The organism is Paracoccus jiaweipingae (assembly GCF_044335505.1).
Classification (GTDB): Bacteria; Pseudomonadota; Alphaproteobacteria; order Rhodobacterales; family Rhodobacteraceae; genus Paracoccus.
The window spans coordinates 377,621-396,974 of record NZ_JBISBS010000003.1 but is presented as its reverse complement, the minus strand read 5'-3'; the positions used below and the strand labels follow the sequence as shown (position 1 = coordinate 396,974).

Here is a 19,354-nt window from a genome sequence, read left to right as displayed (position 1 = left end):
AAAGGTTGGCCGATGGCTTTGATAAGCGGTCCTGCGGGGCCGCTTTTTTCATGCCCGCACCGGGCGGGGTCAGCGCATCGCCGCGACGCAACAGGATGCCTGTCAGGCGCCCTGTCCGCTGCTGACCTTGTTCGCCACCGGCGGCCACCACCTTGCACAGGGGCAGGCCGCGGCCGCAACCCAGTCAGCGCCCGACCCGGTCCAGCAGCGCGACCATTTCCGGCCCCAGCAGGTCCACCATTGCCGCCGTCCCCCGGACCGAGGCATGCAGCCCGTCGCGTTGCAACAGCGTCTGGCGCCGGGTTGGGCTGGCGCTGCGGATCGGGGCATAGATATCGGGCAACAGCAGTGCCCCGTGCCGCGCGGCCAGACGTGGCCACAGCGCGATCCAGTCGCGCTTTGCGGTGGCGCTGACCCTGGGGTGGGGGTGAATGCCGACCAGCAGCACCGGGCGTCCGCCCTTGCCGGCGCGGGTCAGGATGGCGTCCAGATTGGCCTCGGTCCGGCTGACCGGCCAGCCCATCAGCATGTCATTCGCCCCCAGTTCAACCACCACGGCATCGGCGGTGCGGTCCAGCAGCCATGCCGCGCGCACCCGCCCGCCATAGCTGGTATCACCGCTTAACCCCGCGTCGATCAGCCGCGCGCGATGCCCCCGCGCCGCCAGCCAGCGATGCAGCTGCGCCACCAGCCCCTGACCCGGCGGCAGGCCGAACCCGGCGGTCAGGCTGTCGCCAAGCATGACCACGCGCGGGGCGGGCCGGGCGGCCAGCGCCGGCAGGGCGGCCAGCCCCGCCGCGGCCAGCGCCCCACCCAGAAACCGGCGCCTAGCGAACATGGCGCAGCCGCAGCGCGTTCATCACCACAAAGACCGATGACAGCGCCATCGCGCCCGCCCCCAGCATGGGCGACAGCTGCGGCCCGCCAAACGGCACCAGCACCCCCATCGCCACCGGAATCAGCAGCGTGTTATAGGCAAACGCCCAGAACAGGTTCTGCCGGATATTGCGCATCACCGCCCGCGACAGGCGCAGGGCGCGGGCAACGGCGGCGGGGTCGGATTGCATCAGCACGGCATCGGCGGCCTCGATCGCGACATCGGTGCCGGTGCCGATCGCCAGCCCGGTTTCGGCGGCGGCCAGCGCCGGGGCGTCGTTGATGCCATCGCCCACGAACACGCTGCCCGGTCCCAGATCGCGGATCGCGGCCAGCTTGTCATCGGGGCGCAGCCCGCCCTGCACCAGGTCGATGCCAAGCCCGCGTCCCACCGCCTGCGCGGCCTGATCCACATCGCCCGAGAACATCGCCACCTGAACCCCCAGCCGGTGCAGATCGGCAATGGCGGCCCTGCTGCTGTCGCGGACGGGGTCGGCCAGCGCAAAGGCCGCGACATGCTGGCCATCCACGGCCAGATGCACCGGCGTCGCGGCCTGTTCGGCCCAATCCTGCGCCCGCGCCACCAGCGCGGGGTCGGGGGTGATCGCGGCATCCAGCAGGGCGGCAAGGTTGCCGATCCGCAGATCCTGCCCCTCGACCCGCGCGCACAGCCCGCGCCCGGCCTGTGCCCGGCTGTCCTGCGCGGCGGGCAGGCTCAGACCGCGCGCCCGCGCCGCCGCGATCAGGGCGGCGGCAAGGGGGTGTTCGCTGTGGGCCTCGGCGGCGGCGGTCAGGCGCAGGGCCGCGTCGGGGGTGATGGCCGTGCTGGTGGCAATATCGGTCAGCGCGGGCGCGCCCTGGGTCAGGGTGCCGGTCTTGTCGAACCCGACCACGCGGGCCGAGGCCAGCCGTTGCAGCGCATCACCGCGCCGGAACAAAATGCCCAGTTCGGCGCCGCGCCCGCTGCCGACCATGATCGACATCGGCACCGCCAGCCCCATCGCGCAGGGGCAGGCGATGATCAGCACCGACACCGCCGCGATCAGCGCATGTGACAGGCGCGGTTCCGGCCCGAAGACCAGCCACAGCCCCCCGGCCAGCAGCGCCAGCCCCATCACCACCGGCACAAAGACGCGGGTGACACGGTCGACCAGATCCTGCACCGGCAGGCGGTTGGCCTGTGCCTCGTCAACCATGCGCATGATATCGGCCAGCACGGTGTCGGCGCCGGTGGCGGTGACGCGGCAGGTCAGGGCGCTGTCGCCATTGACCGTGCCGCCGGTCACCGCATCGCCCGGCGCCTTGGGCACGGGCAGCGGTTCCCCGGTCAGCATGGCTTCGTCGATATGGCCCCGGCCCTCGGTCACCTGCGCATCGACCGGCACCCGCGCGCCCGGCAACAGCCGGATCAGGTCGCCGGGGCGCAGATCGTCCACCGCGACCTCGGTGGTCTGGCCATCTTGCAGGCGGATCGCGGTCTTGGGCACCATGCCGACCAGCCGGGCAATGGCCTGACCGGCCTGACCACGGGCGCGCGCCTCAAGCCAGCGGCCCATCAGGATCAGGGTGACGATGACGGTCGCGGCCTCGAAATACACATGACGCGCGGGGTCCGGCACCAGCCCCGGCGCGAAGGTGACCAGCGTGGAATAGGCAAACGCCGCCCCGGACCCCAGCGCGACAAGGCTGTTCATTTCGGGGGAGGCGCGCAGCAGGGCGGGGATACCATGGGCAAAGAATATCCGCCCCGGCCCGGCCAGCACCAGCGCGGCCAGCACGAATTCCGCCAGCCACAGGGTTTGGGTGCCCACCGCCCCCATCAGCGCGTGATGCAGCGCCGGAATGGCGTGGCCGCCCATTTCGACCACGAACAGCGGCAGGGTCAGGGCCGCGGCCAGCCAAAAGCGGCGGCGCAGGCGCGCGGTCTCGGCCGCCTGTTTGCGGGCGCGGTCGCGGCCATCATCACCGCGCGCCACCGGCTGCGCCGGATAGCCCGCATCGCTGACCGCCCTGACCAGCGTCGTGGCGGGCAGGCCGATATGGCGGATGCGGGCGCGGCCCGTGGCCAGATTGACCTGCGCTTCGGCCACCCCCGGCACCGCCGCCAGCGCGCGCTGGACACGGCCCACGCAGGCGGCGCAGGACATTTCGCCAACATCCAGCACGGTCTGTTGCAGCGCCACCGGATAGCCGGCCTGACCAGCGGCGCGCACCAGATCGTCCAAATCCGTTGGCGCGCCATAGCTGACCCGCGCCCGGCCCGTGGCGAAATTGACCTGCGCGCCGGTGACGCCGGGCAGCGCCGCCAGCGCCCGTTGCAGCCGTCCGGCACAGGCCGCGCAGGACATCCCGTCGATATTCAGGTCGACGGTATTTTCAGGTTCTTTTTCAAAATATTCTGACATGATCTTTCCGTAATTTGTAACGCGCTTGCGACGGGTTTCAGATGACGGAAAGGCGGGGCTTGCGGGCGTCGGGGCCGGGTGCGGGGGCGCTGGCGCAAATTGCGCGGCGGGCCGGTCAGGCGACCCGCATCAGCGCAGCTGCGCGGCAGGGCCGGCGCGGCGCGCCCCAGCAGCCGTGGCCGCGCCACGCGGCTGCGGGCGTCAATGTGGCAGCGGCACTGGCGGTCACCACATCCGCGGCAGGCAAAGCCGGGGCGGCGGGCCGGGCGGTGGCGGCGGAACCGGCGGGGGCTGGACCCGCAAGGGGCAGCGTGGCGATGGATGGCGTGACGGGTGGCGGCGGTCTGCGGCGCGCGGGGTCGCGCGCCATCGCTTACGCGGGGCGCGGATGGCGGGACGGGGGCAGGGCCGGGGCAGTGGGGGCAGGGCATCGCCGCCTCCTTTCGTGCCTTTCAGCTAGTGTCGCGGGCGCGGCCTGTCAATGCGCGCCCATCAGGCCAGCCCCGGTCCATTAACCCTATCCGTCCCGCCCCCCGTCACATCAAAGCGAGTTGAACCGGCTTTCGCGCCGCTGCTATAGTCAGGCAAATACCAAGCAAATGCAGGATCGACAGAATGAACCGTCGCGAATTGATGCTGACCGCCGCCGCCTTTCTGGTCGTGCCGGCCCTGGCACAGGCCAGGGTCGCGCCCAAGGCGCCCGCCAAGGCCGACCCCTATGTGCCGACTGAGGTCGATATCCGCGACGGCTTTCCCGTCGGCTCGATCATCGTGGTCAGCAAGGATTACTTTCTGTATCACGTCGTCGCGCCGGGCAAGGCCATCCGCTATGGCGTGGCGGTGGGCAAGAATGAACTGGTCTGGAAGGGCAAGGCCACCATCGGGCGCAAGGTCGAATGGCCCAGCTGGAAGCCGACCGAAGCCATGGTCAAACGCTCGCCCGAGCATTACGCGAAATACAAGGACGGAATGCCCGGTGGTCCCAAAAACCCGCTGGGGGCGCGGGCGATGTATCTGTATGATGCCAAGGGCAATGACACCGCCATCCGCATTCACGGCACGACCGAGCCTGGCTCGATCGGGCGGTCGGTCAGCAATGGCTGCATCCGGATGCGCAACGAGGCGGTGATGGACCTGTTCGATCAGGTGCCGGTCGGGACGCCGGTCTACGTCTATTGAGGTGGATCTGCGGCTGACATCCGCGTCGGACTCCGCGCTGGCGGGGTTTGACGACATTATCGACCTACGCGCGCCATCGGAATTCGAACAGGACCACCTGCCCGGCGCCATCAACCTGCCGGTGCTGTCGGATGCCGAACGCGCCCGCGTCGGCACGGTGTACAAGCAGGTTTCGCCCTTTGACGCCCGCAAGATCGGTGCGGCGCTGGTTGCGGCCAATGCCGCGCGCCATATTGCCGGACCGCTGGCCGACCGGGGCGGCGGCTGGCGGCCCTTGGTCTATTGCTGGCGGGGCGGGCAGCGATCAGGGTCGTTTGCGGGCATCCTGTCCCAGATCGGCTGGCGCGTGGCGCGGCTGGAGGGGGGCTATAAAAGCTGGCGACGGCTGGTGACGCAGCGGCTTGAGGTTCAGGGCTTTGACGCGCCGGTTCTGGTGCTGGACGGCAATACCGGCAGCGCCAAGACCGCGATCCTGCACCGGCTGGCGGCGCGGGGCTGGCAGGTGATCGACCTTGAGGGGCTGGCCCAACATCGCGGCAGCCTGTTTGGCGCGATGCCGGGCGGGCAGCCCACGCAAAAGCTGTTCGAGGGGCGGCTGGCCTGCGCGATCGAGGCGCTGGACCCCACCCGCCCGGTGCTGGTCGAGGGTGAAAGCAGCAAGATCGGCGCCCGCATCCTGCCGCGTGCGGTCTGGCGGGCGATCTGTGCCGCGCCCCGATTGCGCCTGTCGGTGCCGCTGGCGGCGCGGGCGCGGTTTTGTGCCGGTGATTATGCCGATGCAGTGGCCGATCCGGCGCGGGTTCAGGCGATCTTGTCGCAACTGGCACCCCTGCACCCGGCCGATCGGGTGGCGCAATGGCGCGAGATGCTGGATTCGGGCGATGTGACCGGGCTGGCGGCGGGGCTGATGCGCGATCATTACGACCCGCGTTATGACAAGCACCGCTCGCGTTATGCCGCGCGCGAGGTCGGGGTGGTCCGCCTGCCGGATCTGAATGACCCGGAAACCGCCGCCGCGCAGGTCGAGGCCGCGCTGATCAGGCGGGACCTGACACAGGCCGGTCCCGCCGGATCGGGTATTTGGGCAACGAAGAAGGGCTGAGCCGCCCCCCCCCTGATGGCGGCGGGTCAGCCGTCGCGCAGGAAGCGGCGCAGCAGTTTTTCCAGCTTGGCCGCGCCAAGCGGGGCCATTTGCTTGGTGTGTTCATGGCTGATCGATTCGTCCGACAGCCCGGCGCCCATATTGGTGATGACGCTGATCGCGGCGCAGCGCAGCCCCAGAAACCGCCCCAGAATGATTTCGGGCACGGTCGACATGCCGACCGCGTCCATGCCCAAAATCTGCGCGGCGCGGATTTCAGCCGGGGTTTCGAAGCTGGGACCGCTGAACCAGCCATAAACGCCGCCTGGCAGGTCGATGCCCTCGGCCTGTGCGGCGCGGGACAGGGCATCGCGGATCGCGGGGTCATGCGCCTGTGTCATCGGCACAAAGCGGGCATCGGTCTTTTCACCGATCAGCGGGTTGGTGCCGGCAAAGGCGATATGGTCGGACAGCATCATCAGGCCGCCGGGCTGGAAGGCGGCATTGGTGCTGCCAGCCGCATTGGTCAGCAGCAGCTTGTCGCAGCCCAGTTCGCGCAGCACCTCAAGCGGCAGGCGCATGATATCGGCGCGACCGGATTCATAGTAATGCGCCCGCCCGCCAAAGACCGCGACGCGGCGCCCCTCCAGCGTGCCGATGACCAGTTGCGGCACATGGCCCGACACGCCCGCATGGGGAAAGCCCGGCAGGTCGGAATAGGGGATGGCCACCCCCTCGACCGATTGCGACAGATGGCCAAGGCCAGACCCAAGGATCAGCCCGTATTCGGGCGGCTGATCGCCCGCGCGGTCGCGGATCAGGCTGGCAAGGGTTTCAGCGTTCTTTGACATAGGGTTCCCCCCCCGCGCGCGGCGGTGTGGCCCGACCGACAAAGCCGGCCAGAATGATGACAGTCAGGATATAGGGCAGGGCGTTCATGAACATGGATGGCACGGTCACAACCCCCAGATCGAGATTGGGATAGTAATTGGCCAGGGCCTCCATCACGCCGAACAGGAAGGTGGCAAACAGCGCGTGCAGCGGGCGCCATTTGGCAAAGATCAGCGCCGCCAGCGCGATATAGCCGCGCCCGGCAGTCATTTCGCGCACAAACCCCGCCGAAAGCCCGGTCGCCAGATAGGCCCCCGCCAGCCCGCACAGCAGCCCGCAGATCGCCACCGCCTGCCAGCGCAGCGCAATGACCGAGACCCCTGCCGTGTCGACCGAGGCCGGGTTTTCCCCCACCGCCCGCAGGCGCAGGCCAAAGCGGGTGCGAAACAACAGCCACCACGTCACCGGCACCGCCAGCAGCGCGACATAGGTCAGGATGGTGTGGCCCGACAGCACATCGGCGTAAAGCGGCCCCAGCACCGGCACGCCGGACAGCGTGTCGGCAAAGGGCAGGGTGATCGGCTCGAACCGGGCATTGCCCGACAGCGAGGGCGTGCGCCCGCCAAGGCCGAACCATTTCTGCCCCAGCAGCACCGTCAGCCCCGAGGCCAGAAAGTTGATCGCCACCCCGGAAATCAGCTGGTTGCCGCGAAAGGTGATCGAGGCGAGGCCATGCAGCAGCGACAGCGCCACCGCGCCGCCGACCCCGGCCAGCGCGCCAAGCCAGACATTGCCCGTCGCCGCAGCCGTGGCGGCGGCGGTAAAGGCCGCCATCAGCATCTTGCCCTCAAGCCCGATGTCGAAAATGCCAGAGCGTTCGGAATACAGCCCCGCCAGGCAGGCCAGCAGCAGCGGCGTCATCAGCCGCAGCGCGGAATCGAGGATCTGGATGATTGCCGGCCAATCCATCACGCGGCCTCCTTCGCTTTGCGGATGGCCAGAAACAGCCGTTCCAGCGGCATCCGCACCATATTGTCCAGCGCCCCGGTAAACAGGATGACCAGCGCCTGAATGACGGTGATCAGCTCGCGCGGGATCGAGGTCCACAGGGCCAGTTCGCCCCCGCCCTGATAGAGGAAGCCGAACAGCAGCGCCGCCAGCAGGATGCCGACCGGGTGGTTGCGCCCCATCAGCGCCACGGCGATGCCGATAAAGCCCGCGCCTTCGACGCTGTTCAGGATCAGGCGCTCGGCCTCGCCCATGGTGTTGTTGATGGCCATCAGCCCGGCCAGCCCGCCCGAGAACAGCATCGCGATCAGCGTGATCCGCGTGGGCGAGATGCCGGCATACAGCGCGGCGGGTTCGGATTTGCCGAAAGCGCGGATTTCATAGCCCAGCCGGGTCCGCCAGATCAGCAGCCAGACCAGCCAGCAGGCCGCCAGCGCCACGATGAAGGTGACGTTGACCGGCGTGTTCTTGCCCCACAGAATGCCGAAATCAGCCGCAATTTCGGACAGTTTCGGCAAATGCGTGGCCGCCGGGAAATTGGCCGTGGCGGGGTCTTGCTTGCCCACCGGACGCAGCACATTGACCAGCAGATAGTTCAGCAGCGCCGCGGCGATAAAGTTGAACATGATCGTGGTGATCACGATATGGCTGCCGCGCCGGGCCTGCAGCCAGGCCGGGATCAAGGCCCACAATGCCCCAAACAGCGCCGCCCCCGCCGCGCCGCCAAGCAGCGCCAGCGACCAGTGCGGCCACGGGATGAACAGGCAGACCAGCGCCACGCCAAGCCCGCCCATCGCGGCCTGCCCCTCGCCGCCGATATTGAACAGCCCGGCGTGATAGGCGACAGCGACGGCCAGCCCGGTAAAGATGAAATTGGTGGTGTAATACAGCGTGAACCCCCAGCCATAGCTGGACCCCAGCGCGCCCTCGATCATCACCTTCAGCGCCGCGACCGGGCTTTCCCCGATCGCCAGAATCACCAGCGCCGAGATGGCAAAGGCCAGCAGCAGAGAGATCAGCGGAGTCAGCACCACATCCGCCCATTTCGGCATCTTGTCCATCAGATCACCCCTTGCGGCGGTTCGGGTTTTGCGGGCTGGCCGGCACCGGGCTGGCCCTGTTTAGGCGGAATGCCCGCGCTGGCGTCATGGCTGGCGGGGTCGACCCCGGCCATCAGCAGCCCCAATTCGCCGGTGCTGGTATCCTGCGGCAGGCGTTCGCCCATGATGCGGCCATCGAACATCACCGCGATGCGGTCGGACAGGGACATGATCTCGTCCAGCTCGACACTGACCAGCAGGATCGCGGCACCGGCATCGCGCAGCGCGACGATCTGTTTGTGGATGAATTCTATCGCGCCGATATCGACGCCGCGCGTGGGCTGGCCGACCAGCAGAAGGTCGGGGTGACGCTCGATCTCTCGGGCGACGATGATTTTTTGCTGGTTGCCGCCGGAAAAGCTTTTGGCGGGCAGGTCCGGGTTGGGCGGGCGCACGTCAAAGCGGTCCATTTTGGCGGCGGTGTCATCGCGGATGGCGGCATTGTCCATCAGCGGACCACGCTGATATTCGGCGCGGCGGTGATAGCCGAAGGCCATGTTTTCCCAGGCGCTGAAATCCATGATCAGGCCCTCGGCCTGCCGGTCCTCGGGGACGTGGCCAATGCCGCGCGCGCGGCGGCTGGCGGCGTCGGATTTCAACCCGCTGAGGTCCAGTTCCTGCCCGTTCAGCCGCACCGAGCCACTGACCCGCGCGCCCTTTTCGGGATAGCCGCCAAGGATTTCCAGCAACTGCGTCTGGCCGTTGCCGGACACCCCGGCAATGCCCAGAATCTCGCCTTTGCGGATGGTCAGGCCGATGCCGCGCAGACGTTCCACGCGGTCGGCATCAACCATGCGCAGATTGTCAATCTGCAACACCGGTTCGCCGGGTTTCGCGGGCGATTTGTCGACCGACAACAATACCTTGCGTCCGACCATCAGTTCCGCAAGCTCGGTCGGGCTGGTTTGCGCGGTGGTGACCGATGCGACCATCTGGCCGCGCCGCATGACGCTGACCTGATCGGTGATTTCCATGATCTCGCGCAGCTTGTGGGTGATCAGGATGATGGTTTTGCCCTCGTCGCGCAGGCCGCGCAGGATGCGGAACAAATGGTCGGCCTCGGCCGGGGTCAGCACCCCGGTCGGCTCGTCCAGAATCAGGATATCGGCCTTGCGATACAGCGCCTTCAAAATCTCGACCCGCTGCTGGTGGCCGACCGACAATTCGTCGATCATCGCATCGGGGTCGACATGCAGCCCGTATTCATCGGCCAGCTTTTTCAGTTCGGTCCGGGCGCGCGCCAGCGAGGGGCGTAACAGCCCGCCATCCTCGGCCCCCAGAATCACGTTTTCCAGCACGGTGAAATTGCGCACCAGCTTGAAATGCTGAAACACCATGCCGATGCCGGCGCGAATGGCGGTCTGGCTGTCGCTGATGGTGATCGGGCTGCCGCCGATACGGATTTCCCCGGAATCGGGGCGATAGAACCCGTAAAGGATCGACATCAGGGTCGATTTGCCGGCGCCGTTTTCACCGATAATGCCGTGGATGGTGCCACGCGGAACCGCAAGGTCGATGTCGCGATTCGCCTGAACCGCCCCAAACGCCTTGGAAATTCCGCGCAATTCAATGGCGAGAGGTGCGGAACTTGCGTCCCGCACCCCCGCAGTCGTCATGGCCGCAGCCGTCATCAGTTCACCGGGCAGTTATTGTCGGTCATATAGTCATGCACCTTGACCTCGCCCGATTTGATCTTGTCGGCGGCGGCGGTGATCGCGGCCTCCATCTCGGGGGTGATCAGGGGTTTGTTATTGTCATCCATCGCCAGCCGCACACCGTCATTGGCCAGCGACATGACCTTGAGGCCGGGTTCCACCGCCTCGCCCTGCTGGAAGACATCGTAAACCGCCACATCCACGGCCTTGACCATCGAGGTCAGCACCTTGCCCGGATGCAGGTGGTTCTGGTTGCTGTCGACACCGATGGACAGGATGCCCTCGTCCGCGGCGGCCTGCAAAACCCCGATGCCGGTGCCGCCCGCAGCGGCAAAGATCACATCCGCGCCCTGCGATTTCTGCGCCTTGGCCAGCTCGCCACCCTTGACCGGGTCGTTCCACGCGGTCGGGGTGGTGCCGGTAAAGTTGGTGATCAGCCGCGCCTCGGGGTTGGCGGCCTTGATGCCCTGCGCATAGCCGCACTGGAACTTGTGAATCAGCGGAACGTCCATGCCGCCGATAAAGCCCACGGTCTGGGTTTTCGACGCCATCACCGCCAGAATACCGGCCAGATAGCTGCCCGCCGGTTCGTCAAAGATGATCGACTGGACATTGGGCTGTTCGACCACGGCGTCGATAATGACGAATTTGGTGTCGGGGTAATCGCCCGCGACCTTGGCCAGCACCTCGCTGAAGGCAAATCCGGTCATCACGATGGGGTTGGCGCCGGTTTCGGCCAGACGGCGCAGGGCTTGTTCGCGCTGTGCCTCGGACTGCATTTCCAGTTCTTTGTATTTGCCGCCGGTTTCATCCACCCAGCGTTTGGCGCCGGTATAGGCGGCCTCGTTGAAGGATTTGTCGAACTTGCCGCCAAGGTCAAAGATCAGCGCCGGATCGGCCAGCGCCGCGACCGAAGACAGCGCCAGCGCGGCAGCGCCCCCCAGCAGGGTTTTCATCATGGACATTTCGGAACTCCCGTCAGAGATATGGCCGCAGCGGGCCTGTTTTGGGCTTTTATCGCCCCATTTGGAAAGAATGTCACCAAGCGGTCAACCTGATTCTTGGGACAGTTTCGCGACCTTGTGCAGCACCCGGCGCAGCACCAGCGCATCCACCCCCGGCGCATAGTAATCGCGCCGCCGCCCGCAGCCCTGCCAGCCCAGACCGGCATACAGCGCCTGCGCGGGCAGGTTGTCCGAGGCGACCTCCAGAAAGGCGGTAACCGCGCCCTGCTTGGCGGCGTGGCGCGCGAATTCGTCGCACAGCGCCCGCGCCACCCCCTGCCGCCGTGCCGGTGGATCGACGGCAAGGGTCAGCAATTCGGCCTCGTCCGCGATGACGCGGCCAATCAGAAAGCCCTGCGGCCGGTCCAGCACAAAGCTGCCGCGCGTGTCCAGAACCGCCGCGATGGCCGCCGCGTCCCAGGGTGGGGGGCGGCTGAAACAGGCCGCGTGCAGCGCCGCCATCTGTTGGGGGGTCACGGCGCGGCCCCCAGCATCACCGGGCCACGGTCGCGCGCCGGTGCCGCATCGGCGGGGCGCAGGTAAATCGGCGCCGGACGCGGGGCCGGCGCATCGCCATGGGCCAGCGCCAGCCGGGCAATCGCCTCGGCCAGCGCAAAGGCGGGCTGGGTCAGCGGCGGCGGGCCGGGGGGCAGGGCGGTTTCGGTGGCCTGCGCGATGGGGGTCTGCGCGACAGGGATGGGGCCGCTGGCATCGAAATCCTGCCAGATCACCTGCCCCTGACGCCCCGGCAGCACAACCCGGCAGGGCCTGCCCGCCCCCAGCGCCACCGCCTGCGGCACGGCAATGCCAATGGCGGGGCATCCCAGCGCCAGCGCCAGCCCGCGCGCGGCGGCCACGGCAATGCGGATGCCGGTGAAATTGCCCGGTCCGGTGCCGACGCCGATTCGCCCGACATCGCCCCAACCGGCCCCGGCCCCGTCCAGCAACCCGGCCAGCATCGGCATCAGATGTTCGGCCTGCCCCCTGGCCATTGCATCGTGCCGGGCCGCCAGCAGCTGCCCGTCGGGCGCAAGCAAAGCGGCCGCGCAATGCGCGGCCGAACAGTCAAAGCCAAGGATCAGTCCGTCAGGCAACGGGACGCACCTCGATCACCTCGGGGATGTAATGGCGCAGCAGGTTCTCGATCCCCATTTTCAGCGTCAGGGTCGAGGACGGGCAGCCCGCGCAGGCCCCCTGCATATGCAGATAGACGATGCCGCGATCAAAGCCGTGAAAGGTAATGTCGCCGCCGTCCTGGGCCACCGCCGGGCGCACCCGCGTGTCCAGCAATTCCTTGATCTGGCTGACGATTTCCGCATCCTCGCCGCTGTGGTCGGCATGGCCGCCGCTGGCCGCCTGTGCGCCCTCGATCGCGGGGGCGCCGGATTGGAAATGTTCCATGATAGCGCCAAGAACCGAGGGTTTCAGATGGTCCCATTCCGCGTCATCGGCCTTGGTGACCGTGATGAAATCGGTCCCCAGAAACACCCCGCTGACGCCCCTGACGGCAAAGATGCGCGTCGCCAGCGGCGAGGCGCTGGCCGCCCCGGCCTCGGGGAAGTCGGCGGTGGCGCCATCCAGCACGGTCTGGCCGGGCAGGAATTTCAGCGTGGCGGGGTTCGGGGTGGTTTCGGTCTGGATGAACATGGTGCGGGCTCCTTTGGCGGCAGATATGGGCTGCAATGGGGCGCAGGTCAAGAAAACCGCGCCCCGACAGGCGGGCTGTGATCACCGGCTGCGGCCGTATCGGCAGGCGGGGGCGGCGGCGCTGGCGGATGGGCGGCCCGGTCAGGTGATGCGTTCCAGCCGTTCCTTGCTGATTTCGGCGGGAACGATGGTGATGGGGCAGGGCAGCCCGCCGATCTCGCGCAGCAGGCGGGTAATGACCGGTCCCGGCCCGCTGCTGTCACCCGAGGCCCCCAGCACCACCACACCGATGCCGGGATCGTCCTGCAACAGCGCCAGCAATTCGGTGGCCGCGTCGCCCTCGCGGATGACCAGTTCGGGTTCGATGCCGGGGCGGGCGCGCATCCATTTGGCAAAGACCTCGAAATGGGCTTCGATTCGTTCTTGCGCCTCGGCGCGCATGACATCGGCCACACCGAAGCCGTGCTGGATCTCGTCCGGGGCGATCACCGACAGGATCACCACCCCGCCCTGCGTGCTGGCCGCGCGCATTGCGGCAAAGCGCATCGCGTTCAGACATTCGCGGCTGTCATCGAGAAGGACCAGAAACTTGCGCATGACACCCCCTTTGCCGCCACAGTGACCTTTCCGCCACGGTTGCGCAAGATATTGCCGAAGATGCAACCCTGCCAAGAATGGGTTTGTTAAGCAGGCTAAACAGGGTTAAGCGCCTTATATAACCGACACTTGCCCGTGGCGGAGGGGAAAAATTGGCCTTGCAGAATGACTGGTTCAGCCGCAGCACGGCCAAGGCGCAGGATTACGCCGTCCTGCGCGATGCCGGCCTGGCCGACCCGTCGCAAGGGCCGGTCGCGGGGCGCCGTGCGCCCACACAGCCGCGCATTGGGGCGCGCATCGGCATGACCATCAGCAAGCGCCTGACCGATCTGCTGCTGGCGCTGGTGTTGCTGCTGCCCTTGGGTCTGGTGATCGTGGTGATGGCGGTGGTGCTGCTGATCGTGCAGGGCCGGCCGGTCTTTTACCGGGCCGAACGCATGTCCGCCCCCGGTGTCGCCTTTACCCAATACAAACTGCGCAGCATGGCCCCCGTCACCGATGACCAGCCCGACCGCGGCGCGACCGGCGCCCACAAGCACTGGCGCATCACCCGCATCGGCAGGTTTCTGCGCCGCACCCGCATCGACGAATTGCCGCAGATCTGGAACATCCTGCGCGGCGACATGAGCTTTGTCGGACCGCGCCCGCCCATGCGCGAATTCGTCGAACGCTTCCCAGCGCTTTACGGTCAGGTGCTGAAAAGCCGCCCCGGTGTGACCGGTCTGGCGACGCTGATCTATCACCGCCACGAAGACCGCATCATGTCGCGCTGCAAAACCCCCGAGGCGACCGAGGCCGCCTATTACCGCCGCTGCCTGCCGGCCAAGCTGCGCATCGACCTGATCTATCAGCGCCAGCGCACGTTGCTGCTGGATTTGTGGGTGATCTGGCACACGGTCAAGATCGTGCTGACCCGCCGCGATGAACGTATCCGCCGCCGCAAGCCGACCCGCTGAGGGGCAGGGCATCAGGGGTCACGCCCCGAACGGGTCCTCGGGATAGCCCACACCCGTCAGATACAGCCCCTGCGGCGGGCACACCGGACCGCAGGCGGCACGGTCGCGCGCGGCAAGGGCGCTGGCGACGCGCCCGGGCGGCCACGACCCGGCACCCACCCGTTCCAGCGTCCCGACGATGGACCGGACCTGATTGTGCAGAAACGACCGCGCCCGCAGGGTAAAGCGGTATTCGGCCCCGAACGGGGTGTCGTGGCGGCTGATCGCCAGCGCGTCCAGCGTTTTGACCGGGCTTTGCGCCTGACAGATGCTGCTGCGGAACGTGGTGAAATCATGCTGACCCAGCAGATGCCGCGCGCCAGCCTGCATTGCATCCAGCGACAATTCGTTGCGCACCTGCCAGACGCGCCCGGCCTCCAGCGTGGCGGGGGCGCGGCGCTGGATCAGCCGGAACAGATAGCGCCGCTCGGTCGCGGAAAACCGGGCGTGGAAATCATCCGCCACCCGCCGCGCCGCCAGCACCGCCACCGGCGCGGGCTTGAGGTGCCAGTTCAGCGCCTCGGCCAGCCGGAATTCGTCCCAGTCGCGGTCCAGATCCGCCGTCGCCACCTGGCCCGTGGCGTGAACCCCGGCATCGGTGCGCCCGGCGGCGGCAATGCGCGCGCCGCGTGCAAAACCGGGGTCCAGCCGGGCCAGCGCGGCCTCGATCGCGCCCTGTACACTGGGCTGGTCGGCCTGCGCCTGCCAGCCGGCAAAAGGGCCGCCATCATATTCGATCAGCAGGGCAAAACGCGGCATTGCAGGCGTCAGTCCCGGCGCTGCTTCTGGGTCGCGCGCAACAGGCTGTCGATGGTCTGCCCGCGCAATTGCGGCAAGGCCCTGGGGGCGGTTTCGGCGGCATGATCGCTGTCGGCCAGGGGGTCGCTTGGGGGGCGGACGCCCTCGCGGGCCAGACGCTCGCGCAGGACCTCGATTTCGATATCAAGGTCACTGCGTCCCGATTCGATCAGGCTGCGGGTGCGTTGGGTGAAATTGGCCTCCAGATCGGTCAGCAGCGATTCGTAATCGGCCCGCGCGCGCGCATCATGGGTCTGCGCATACAGATCAGCGAATTTCACCGTCGCATCGCGCGCCCCCATCAGATAAACGCCCAGATACCGCCGCGCGGCGGCCAGATCGCCGGGGTCTTTTTCGACCTGATGGAACAATTCGCGCGCGGTAGCGGCGAACATGGCCACGCGGGCCTCAAGCCGGCGGTCATTGGTGCGCAGAATCGCATCGCGCATCCCGCTTAAATAAGTCTCGGCCTCGGTGATGATGCGGGCCACCCGGTCCTGCTGGAACGCATCCACGCCTTCCATGCCCTTGTCGCACATCGGGTCCGGCCCGAACGACAACCAGTGCAGCACCGCCCCGGCAAAGCCGATCAGCCCCGCCCCGGCCAGCGCCCCCGGTTCCGCCGCGCCAACCGCCAGCCCCAACCCGGTCAGAATGCCACCAAACAGCTTGCGCGGGATGGCCGGGCGCCGCGCCACCGGGCGGGCGTCATAGGCCGCCTCGGCCTTCAGTCCCTCGCGGGTCAGCCACATGCCCGCGGCCAGTATACCAAAGCCCGCCAGACTGGTCACCAGCCCCACCGGTCCCTGAAAAAACGCCCCCAGCAGAAACGGGCTGGCCATGACGGTGACCCATGTGGTGCGCGATTCATAGGGGTGGCGCGGCACCTGCGGCAGCCGCGGCGCCGCTTCGGGGCGCAGATCGCCACCGCGCCCGTCGGGCGAATAGCGACCGGAAAAACGCTTGGCCATGACCGCCCCCTACGCCGCGCCGGACAGCGACGCATACAGCGTCAGCAGCATCAGCAGCCAGAAAGACAATCGCCGCATGGCGCCCTGGGACATGATCATTCCTTTCCCCGTTCGCGCCAGAAGATAGGCACGCCCACCCGCCGGCACAACCCGCCCGCGCCAGATGCGAAACCCCGACAGGAAAAGAAGGTGGAGCGGGTGATGGGAATCGAACCCACGTATTCAGCTTGGAAGGCTGCTGCTCTACCATTGAGCTACACCCGCGTCCCGGCCTCTATAGGCACAACCCCCGCCACAGGCAAGCCCGGCGCCCTCGCCCCTGTCCGAAATACCTCGGGGTGAGGGGCCGCAGGCCCCGAGGGGCAGCGCCCCTGTCCCGCCACCCGCAGCGCCAGCGCGTCACCGCCGGCTTTCAAAAAAGTCGCGCAACAGGGCCTGCGCTTCGGCGGCGCATAACCCGTCGTGAACCTCGGGACGGTGGTGGCATTGCGGATGGGCAAACACCCGCGCCCCATGCACCACCCCGCCCATGCGCCGGTCATCGGCCCCGTAATACAACACCGCGATGCGGGCGGCGGCGATGGCGGCGGCGCACATCGGGCAGGGTTCCAGCGTCACCCACAGCCGGTGCCCGACCAGCCGTTCCGACCCCAGCGCGCGACAGGCGTCACGAATGGCCAGAATCTCGGCATGGGCGGTGGGGTCGGCCAGTTCGCGTGTGCGGTTGCCGGCGGCGGCGACAACGCGGCCCTGCGGATCGGTGATCACCGCGCCCACCGGCACTTCACCACGGCGGGCGGCAGCGCGGGCCTGTTCCAGCGCCTGTGGCATATGGCTGATGAATGTCATGGCGCTTTTTCGCGCCAAATTCCGCCGCCTGCAAGAACCGCTTTCCTTTGTGCTGCGTTGGGTCTAGACGCCGCCCTTTGCCACCGCAGCGATGCGCAGGAGAGAATCGCATGACCGAGACCCCCGAAACCCCGAAATCCGAACAGCCCGAACTGGACAGCCCCCGGCAGGACCAGCCTGAACAGGCCCATTCCGAACCGGCGCAGGTTCAACAGGCCCGGGCCGAACAGCCCCAGCCCGAACCCGACCAGCCCGAACAGTGTGCCACCGATGCCCCCGCCGCTGCCGCACCCGAGGCCAAGACCGGCGAACGCATTGCCAAGGCGATGGCGCGGTCCGGCGTGGCCAGCCGCCGCGAGGCCGAGCGCATGATCATGGAAGGCCGCGTCACCGTGAACGGCCAGAAAATCGACAGCCCGGCGCTGGACATCACCCCCGCCGACAAGGTCCGCATCGACGGCAAACCGATGGAGGAACCTCAGGACACCCGGCTGTGGCTGTATTACAAACCCACCGGGCTGGTCACCTCCGAGGCCGATGAAAAGGGCCGCCAGACCGTGTTCGACGCCTTGCCGCGCGACCTGCCGCGGGTGATGTCGGTGGGCCGGCTTGACCTCAATTCCGAGGGGCTTTTGCTGCTGACCAATGATGGAGAGCTTAAGCGCCGGCTTGAACTGCCGACCACCGGCTGGCTGCGCCGCTATCGGGTGCGCGTCAATGGCCGCCCCAATGACCTGACCTTCGACCCGCTGCGTCGCGGCGCCACCATCGACGGCGAGGATTTCCAGCCGATGGAGATCCGCCTCGACAGCCAGCAAGGCGCGAATGCCTGGCTGACCGTTGGCCTGCGCGAGGGTAAGAACCGCGAAATCCGCCGCGCCATGGCCCATGTCGGGCTGGTGGTGAACCGGCTGATCCGCGTCGGCTATGGTCCCTTCAAACTGACCGGGATGGAGGAAAACGAGGTCCGTGAAGTCAAGCGCCGGGTCCTGCGCGACCAGCTTGGCGGCCTGCTGACCGGCGAGGCCGAGGACGCCCCCCGCGAACGCGGCTTCCGCGCCCGTGGCGCCGAGGATGGCGCGCGCGGCGATCGCCCGGCGCGCGGCGGCTTTGGCCGCGACCGTGGCGGCGCGCCCCGTGACCGCGCCCCGCGTGACGACCAAGGCCGTGACCGTGATAACCGCGACCGCAACGGCGCCGGTCGTGGCGGTTTCGACAAGCCCCGTTTTGGAAAGCCCGGCTTCGACAAGCCCCGCTTTGACGGCCCGCGCGACGCCAATGCCCCCCGAAAGCCCCGCCACCGCCGTGACGACGCCCCCCGCGACGGCGACCGCAAGCCGTTCGACAAGAAGCCTTATGGCGAACGTCGCGATGGCGACCGCAAACCCTATGGTGAACGCCGTGATGGCGACCGCAAACCCTATGGCGAACGTCGCGATGGTGATCGTAAACCCTATGGCGAACGTCGCGATGGTGATCGTAAACCCTACGGTGAACGGCGGGACGGCGACCGCAAACCCTACGGTGAACGCCGCGATGGCGACCGCAAGCCTTACGGTGAACGCCGTGATGGTGACCGCAAACCCTACGGTGAACGCCGCGATGGCGACCGCAAGCCTTACGGTGAACGCCGTGATGGCGACCGTAAACCCTACGGCGAACGCCGTGATGGCGACCGCAAGCCTTACGGTGAACGCCGTGATGGCGACCGTAAACCCTACGGCGAACGCCGTGATGGGGACCGCAAGCCTTACGGCGAACGCCGCGATGGCGATCGCGCGTCAGGGCTCAAATCGCATCAGGGCAAGGGCGACCGGCAGGCTTTCGGCAAGCGCGGCAACGAGGAGGGAAAATCCCGTCCGCAGCATTCGGGCCGTTCGGGAATGGACAAGCCTGCCGGTCGCAACACCGGCTTTGGCCCCGCCCGTCGGGAACCGGGCAAGGGCCAGCCGGATCGGAAAGGCGGGTTCGGCGGTCACAAGCCGCGTGGCGACAGGCCGCAAGGCGGCCCGCGCAAACCCCGCACCCCCAAAGGCTGATTACTTGGTCAGGATCAGCTTTCCGGCGCGGGTGATGCGCAGCTGATAAACCTGATCGTTCAGCATGATCAGCGCCTGATTGCCACCGGCGGTCAGGCGCTGTGCATCATGCTGGGGCAGCGATGACAGCGGATGCGTGCCGGGACGGGTGAAATCGGTCGGGTTGAGGGCGGTCATGATGCGTCTCCCATCGGGTTTCCTGCTGGTGACCCCATAACTGACTCTTTTTCTGGGTAATGTCAAAGAAAAAGAGTCGGGTTTTTTGCGATCTGCCTTCTGGCGAATAGACGTTCGTAATTTCAACAAGTTACGTCAGGTT

The 19,354-nt window shown here is 67.5% G+C and carries 19 protein-coding genes and 1 tRNA gene; 4 read left to right on the top strand and 16 right to left on the bottom strand.

Annotated elements, in window-relative coordinates; all coding sequences use genetic code 11:
* Positions 1-184: 184 nt before the first annotated feature.
* A complete protein-coding gene (locus ACFXP9_RS08105) occupies positions 185-838 on the bottom strand; it encodes a GDSL-type esterase/lipase family protein (RefSeq protein ID WP_397206711.1) in 654 nt (217 codons plus the stop codon).
* Positions 828-3,281 carry a heavy metal translocating P-type ATPase gene (locus ACFXP9_RS08100; RefSeq protein WP_397210144.1) on the bottom strand — a complete coding sequence of 818 codons (2,454 nt, stop codon included), beginning with the start codon at positions 3,279-3,281 and terminating at the stop codon, positions 828-830. Before ACFXP9_RS08100 ends, ACFXP9_RS08105 begins: the two co-directional genes overlap by 11 nt.
* A gap of 615 nt (positions 3,282-3,896) precedes the next feature.
* Between ACFXP9_RS08100 and ACFXP9_RS08095 the strand changes: the two genes are divergently transcribed.
* Together ACFXP9_RS08095 and mnmH are read left to right on the top strand one after the other, a co-directional pair.
* A complete protein-coding gene (locus tag ACFXP9_RS08095) occupies positions 3,897-4,460 on the top strand; it encodes a L,D-transpeptidase (protein ID WP_397206715.1) in 564 nt (187 codons plus the stop codon).
* A 1-nt stretch (position 4,461) separates the two neighbouring features.
* On the top strand, positions 4,462-5,562 hold the full coding sequence (gene mnmH / locus ACFXP9_RS08090; protein ID WP_397206717.1) for a tRNA 2-selenouridine(34) synthase MnmH: 1,101 nt from the start codon (positions 4,462-4,464) through the stop codon (positions 5,560-5,562).
* A 26-nt stretch (positions 5,563-5,588) separates the two neighbouring features.
* Here the strand turns inward: mnmH and ACFXP9_RS08085 are convergent, their stop codons facing one another.
* From ACFXP9_RS08085 to ACFXP9_RS08045, 9 genes are all read right to left on the bottom strand, one after another.
* The gene (locus ACFXP9_RS08085; RefSeq protein WP_397206719.1) at positions 5,589-6,392 is read right to left on the bottom strand and encodes a purine-nucleoside phosphorylase; all 804 of its coding nucleotides are present in this window, start codon (positions 6,390-6,392) and stop codon (positions 5,589-5,591) included.
* Positions 6,376-7,341, bottom strand: coding sequence for an ABC transporter permease (locus ACFXP9_RS08080; RefSeq protein ID WP_397206721.1), 966 nt, complete (start codon positions 7,339-7,341; stop codon positions 6,376-6,378). Before ACFXP9_RS08080 ends, ACFXP9_RS08085 begins: the two co-directional genes overlap by 17 nt.
* On the bottom strand, positions 7,341-8,441 hold the full coding sequence (locus ACFXP9_RS08075) for an ABC transporter permease (protein ID WP_397206723.1): 1,101 nt from the start codon (positions 8,439-8,441) through the stop codon (positions 7,341-7,343). The genes ACFXP9_RS08080 and ACFXP9_RS08075 overlap by 1 nt, the downstream gene beginning before the upstream one ends.
* Positions 8,441-10,096: an ABC transporter ATP-binding protein gene (locus tag ACFXP9_RS08070; protein WP_397206725.1), complete on the bottom strand. Its 1,656-nt coding sequence runs from the start codon at positions 10,094-10,096 to the stop codon at positions 8,441-8,443. Before ACFXP9_RS08070 ends, ACFXP9_RS08075 begins: the two co-directional genes overlap by 1 nt.
* A 14-nt stretch (positions 10,097-10,110) precedes the next feature.
* Entirely contained in the window at positions 10,111-11,100 is a 990-nt protein-coding gene (locus ACFXP9_RS08065; protein WP_397206727.1) for a BMP family lipoprotein, read from the bottom strand.
* Between the two features lie 84 nt (positions 11,101-11,184).
* Entirely contained in the window at positions 11,185-11,616 is a 432-nt protein-coding gene (locus tag ACFXP9_RS08060; RefSeq protein ID WP_397206729.1) for a GNAT family N-acetyltransferase, read from the bottom strand.
* Complete coding sequence (gene tsaB / locus ACFXP9_RS08055) at positions 11,613-12,233, bottom strand: tRNA (adenosine(37)-N6)-threonylcarbamoyltransferase complex dimerization subunit type 1 TsaB (RefSeq protein WP_397206731.1); 621 nt, start codon at positions 12,231-12,233, stop codon at positions 11,613-11,615. The genes ACFXP9_RS08060 and tsaB overlap by 4 nt, the downstream gene beginning before the upstream one ends.
* Positions 12,226-12,786, bottom strand: a complete 561-nt coding sequence (locus ACFXP9_RS08050) for a NifU family protein (protein ID WP_397206733.1) — start codon at positions 12,784-12,786, stop codon at positions 12,226-12,228. The genes tsaB and ACFXP9_RS08050 overlap by 8 nt, the downstream gene beginning before the upstream one ends.
* 141 nt (positions 12,787-12,927) lie before the next feature.
* A complete protein-coding gene (locus tag ACFXP9_RS08045; RefSeq protein WP_397206735.1) occupies positions 12,928-13,383 on the bottom strand; it encodes a universal stress protein in 456 nt (151 codons plus the stop codon).
* 152 nt (positions 13,384-13,535) lie between these two features.
* Between ACFXP9_RS08045 and ACFXP9_RS08040 the strand changes: the two genes are divergently transcribed.
* Complete coding sequence (locus tag ACFXP9_RS08040; RefSeq protein ID WP_397206737.1) at positions 13,536-14,339, top strand: sugar transferase; 804 nt, start codon at positions 13,536-13,538, stop codon at positions 14,337-14,339.
* 18 nt (positions 14,340-14,357) lie between these two features.
* On the opposite strand, the gene truA is transcribed toward ACFXP9_RS08040, so the two are convergent.
* From truA to ACFXP9_RS08020, 4 genes are all read right to left on the bottom strand, one after another.
* Positions 14,358-15,137, bottom strand: a complete 780-nt coding sequence (gene truA / locus ACFXP9_RS08035) for a tRNA pseudouridine(38-40) synthase TruA (protein WP_397206739.1) — start codon at positions 15,135-15,137, stop codon at positions 14,358-14,360.
* Between the two features lie 8 nt (positions 15,138-15,145).
* Entirely contained in the window at positions 15,146-16,147 is a 1,002-nt protein-coding gene (locus ACFXP9_RS08030; protein WP_397206741.1) for a 5-bromo-4-chloroindolyl phosphate hydrolysis family protein, read from the bottom strand.
* A 190-nt stretch (positions 16,148-16,337) separates the two neighbouring features.
* Positions 16,338-16,411 (bottom strand) — tRNA-Gly (locus tag ACFXP9_RS08025).
* A gap of 135 nt (positions 16,412-16,546) precedes the next feature.
* Entirely contained in the window at positions 16,547-16,996 is a 450-nt protein-coding gene (locus tag ACFXP9_RS08020) for a nucleoside deaminase (RefSeq protein ID WP_397206743.1), read from the bottom strand.
* A gap of 110 nt (positions 16,997-17,106) precedes the next feature.
* Here ACFXP9_RS08020 and ACFXP9_RS08015 point away from each other — a divergent pair, with 110 nt between their 5' ends.
* Positions 17,107-19,035 (top strand): pseudouridine synthase, encoded by a 1,929-nt coding sequence (locus ACFXP9_RS08015; protein WP_397210140.1) that lies wholly within the window; start codon positions 17,107-17,109, stop codon positions 19,033-19,035.
* On the opposite strand, the gene hemP is transcribed toward ACFXP9_RS08015, so the two are convergent.
* Entirely contained in the window at positions 19,036-19,212 is a 177-nt protein-coding gene (gene hemP / locus ACFXP9_RS08010; protein WP_397206747.1) for a hemin uptake protein HemP, read from the bottom strand. It lies immediately after the preceding gene.
* Between the last annotated feature and the right edge of the window lie 142 nt (positions 19,213-19,354).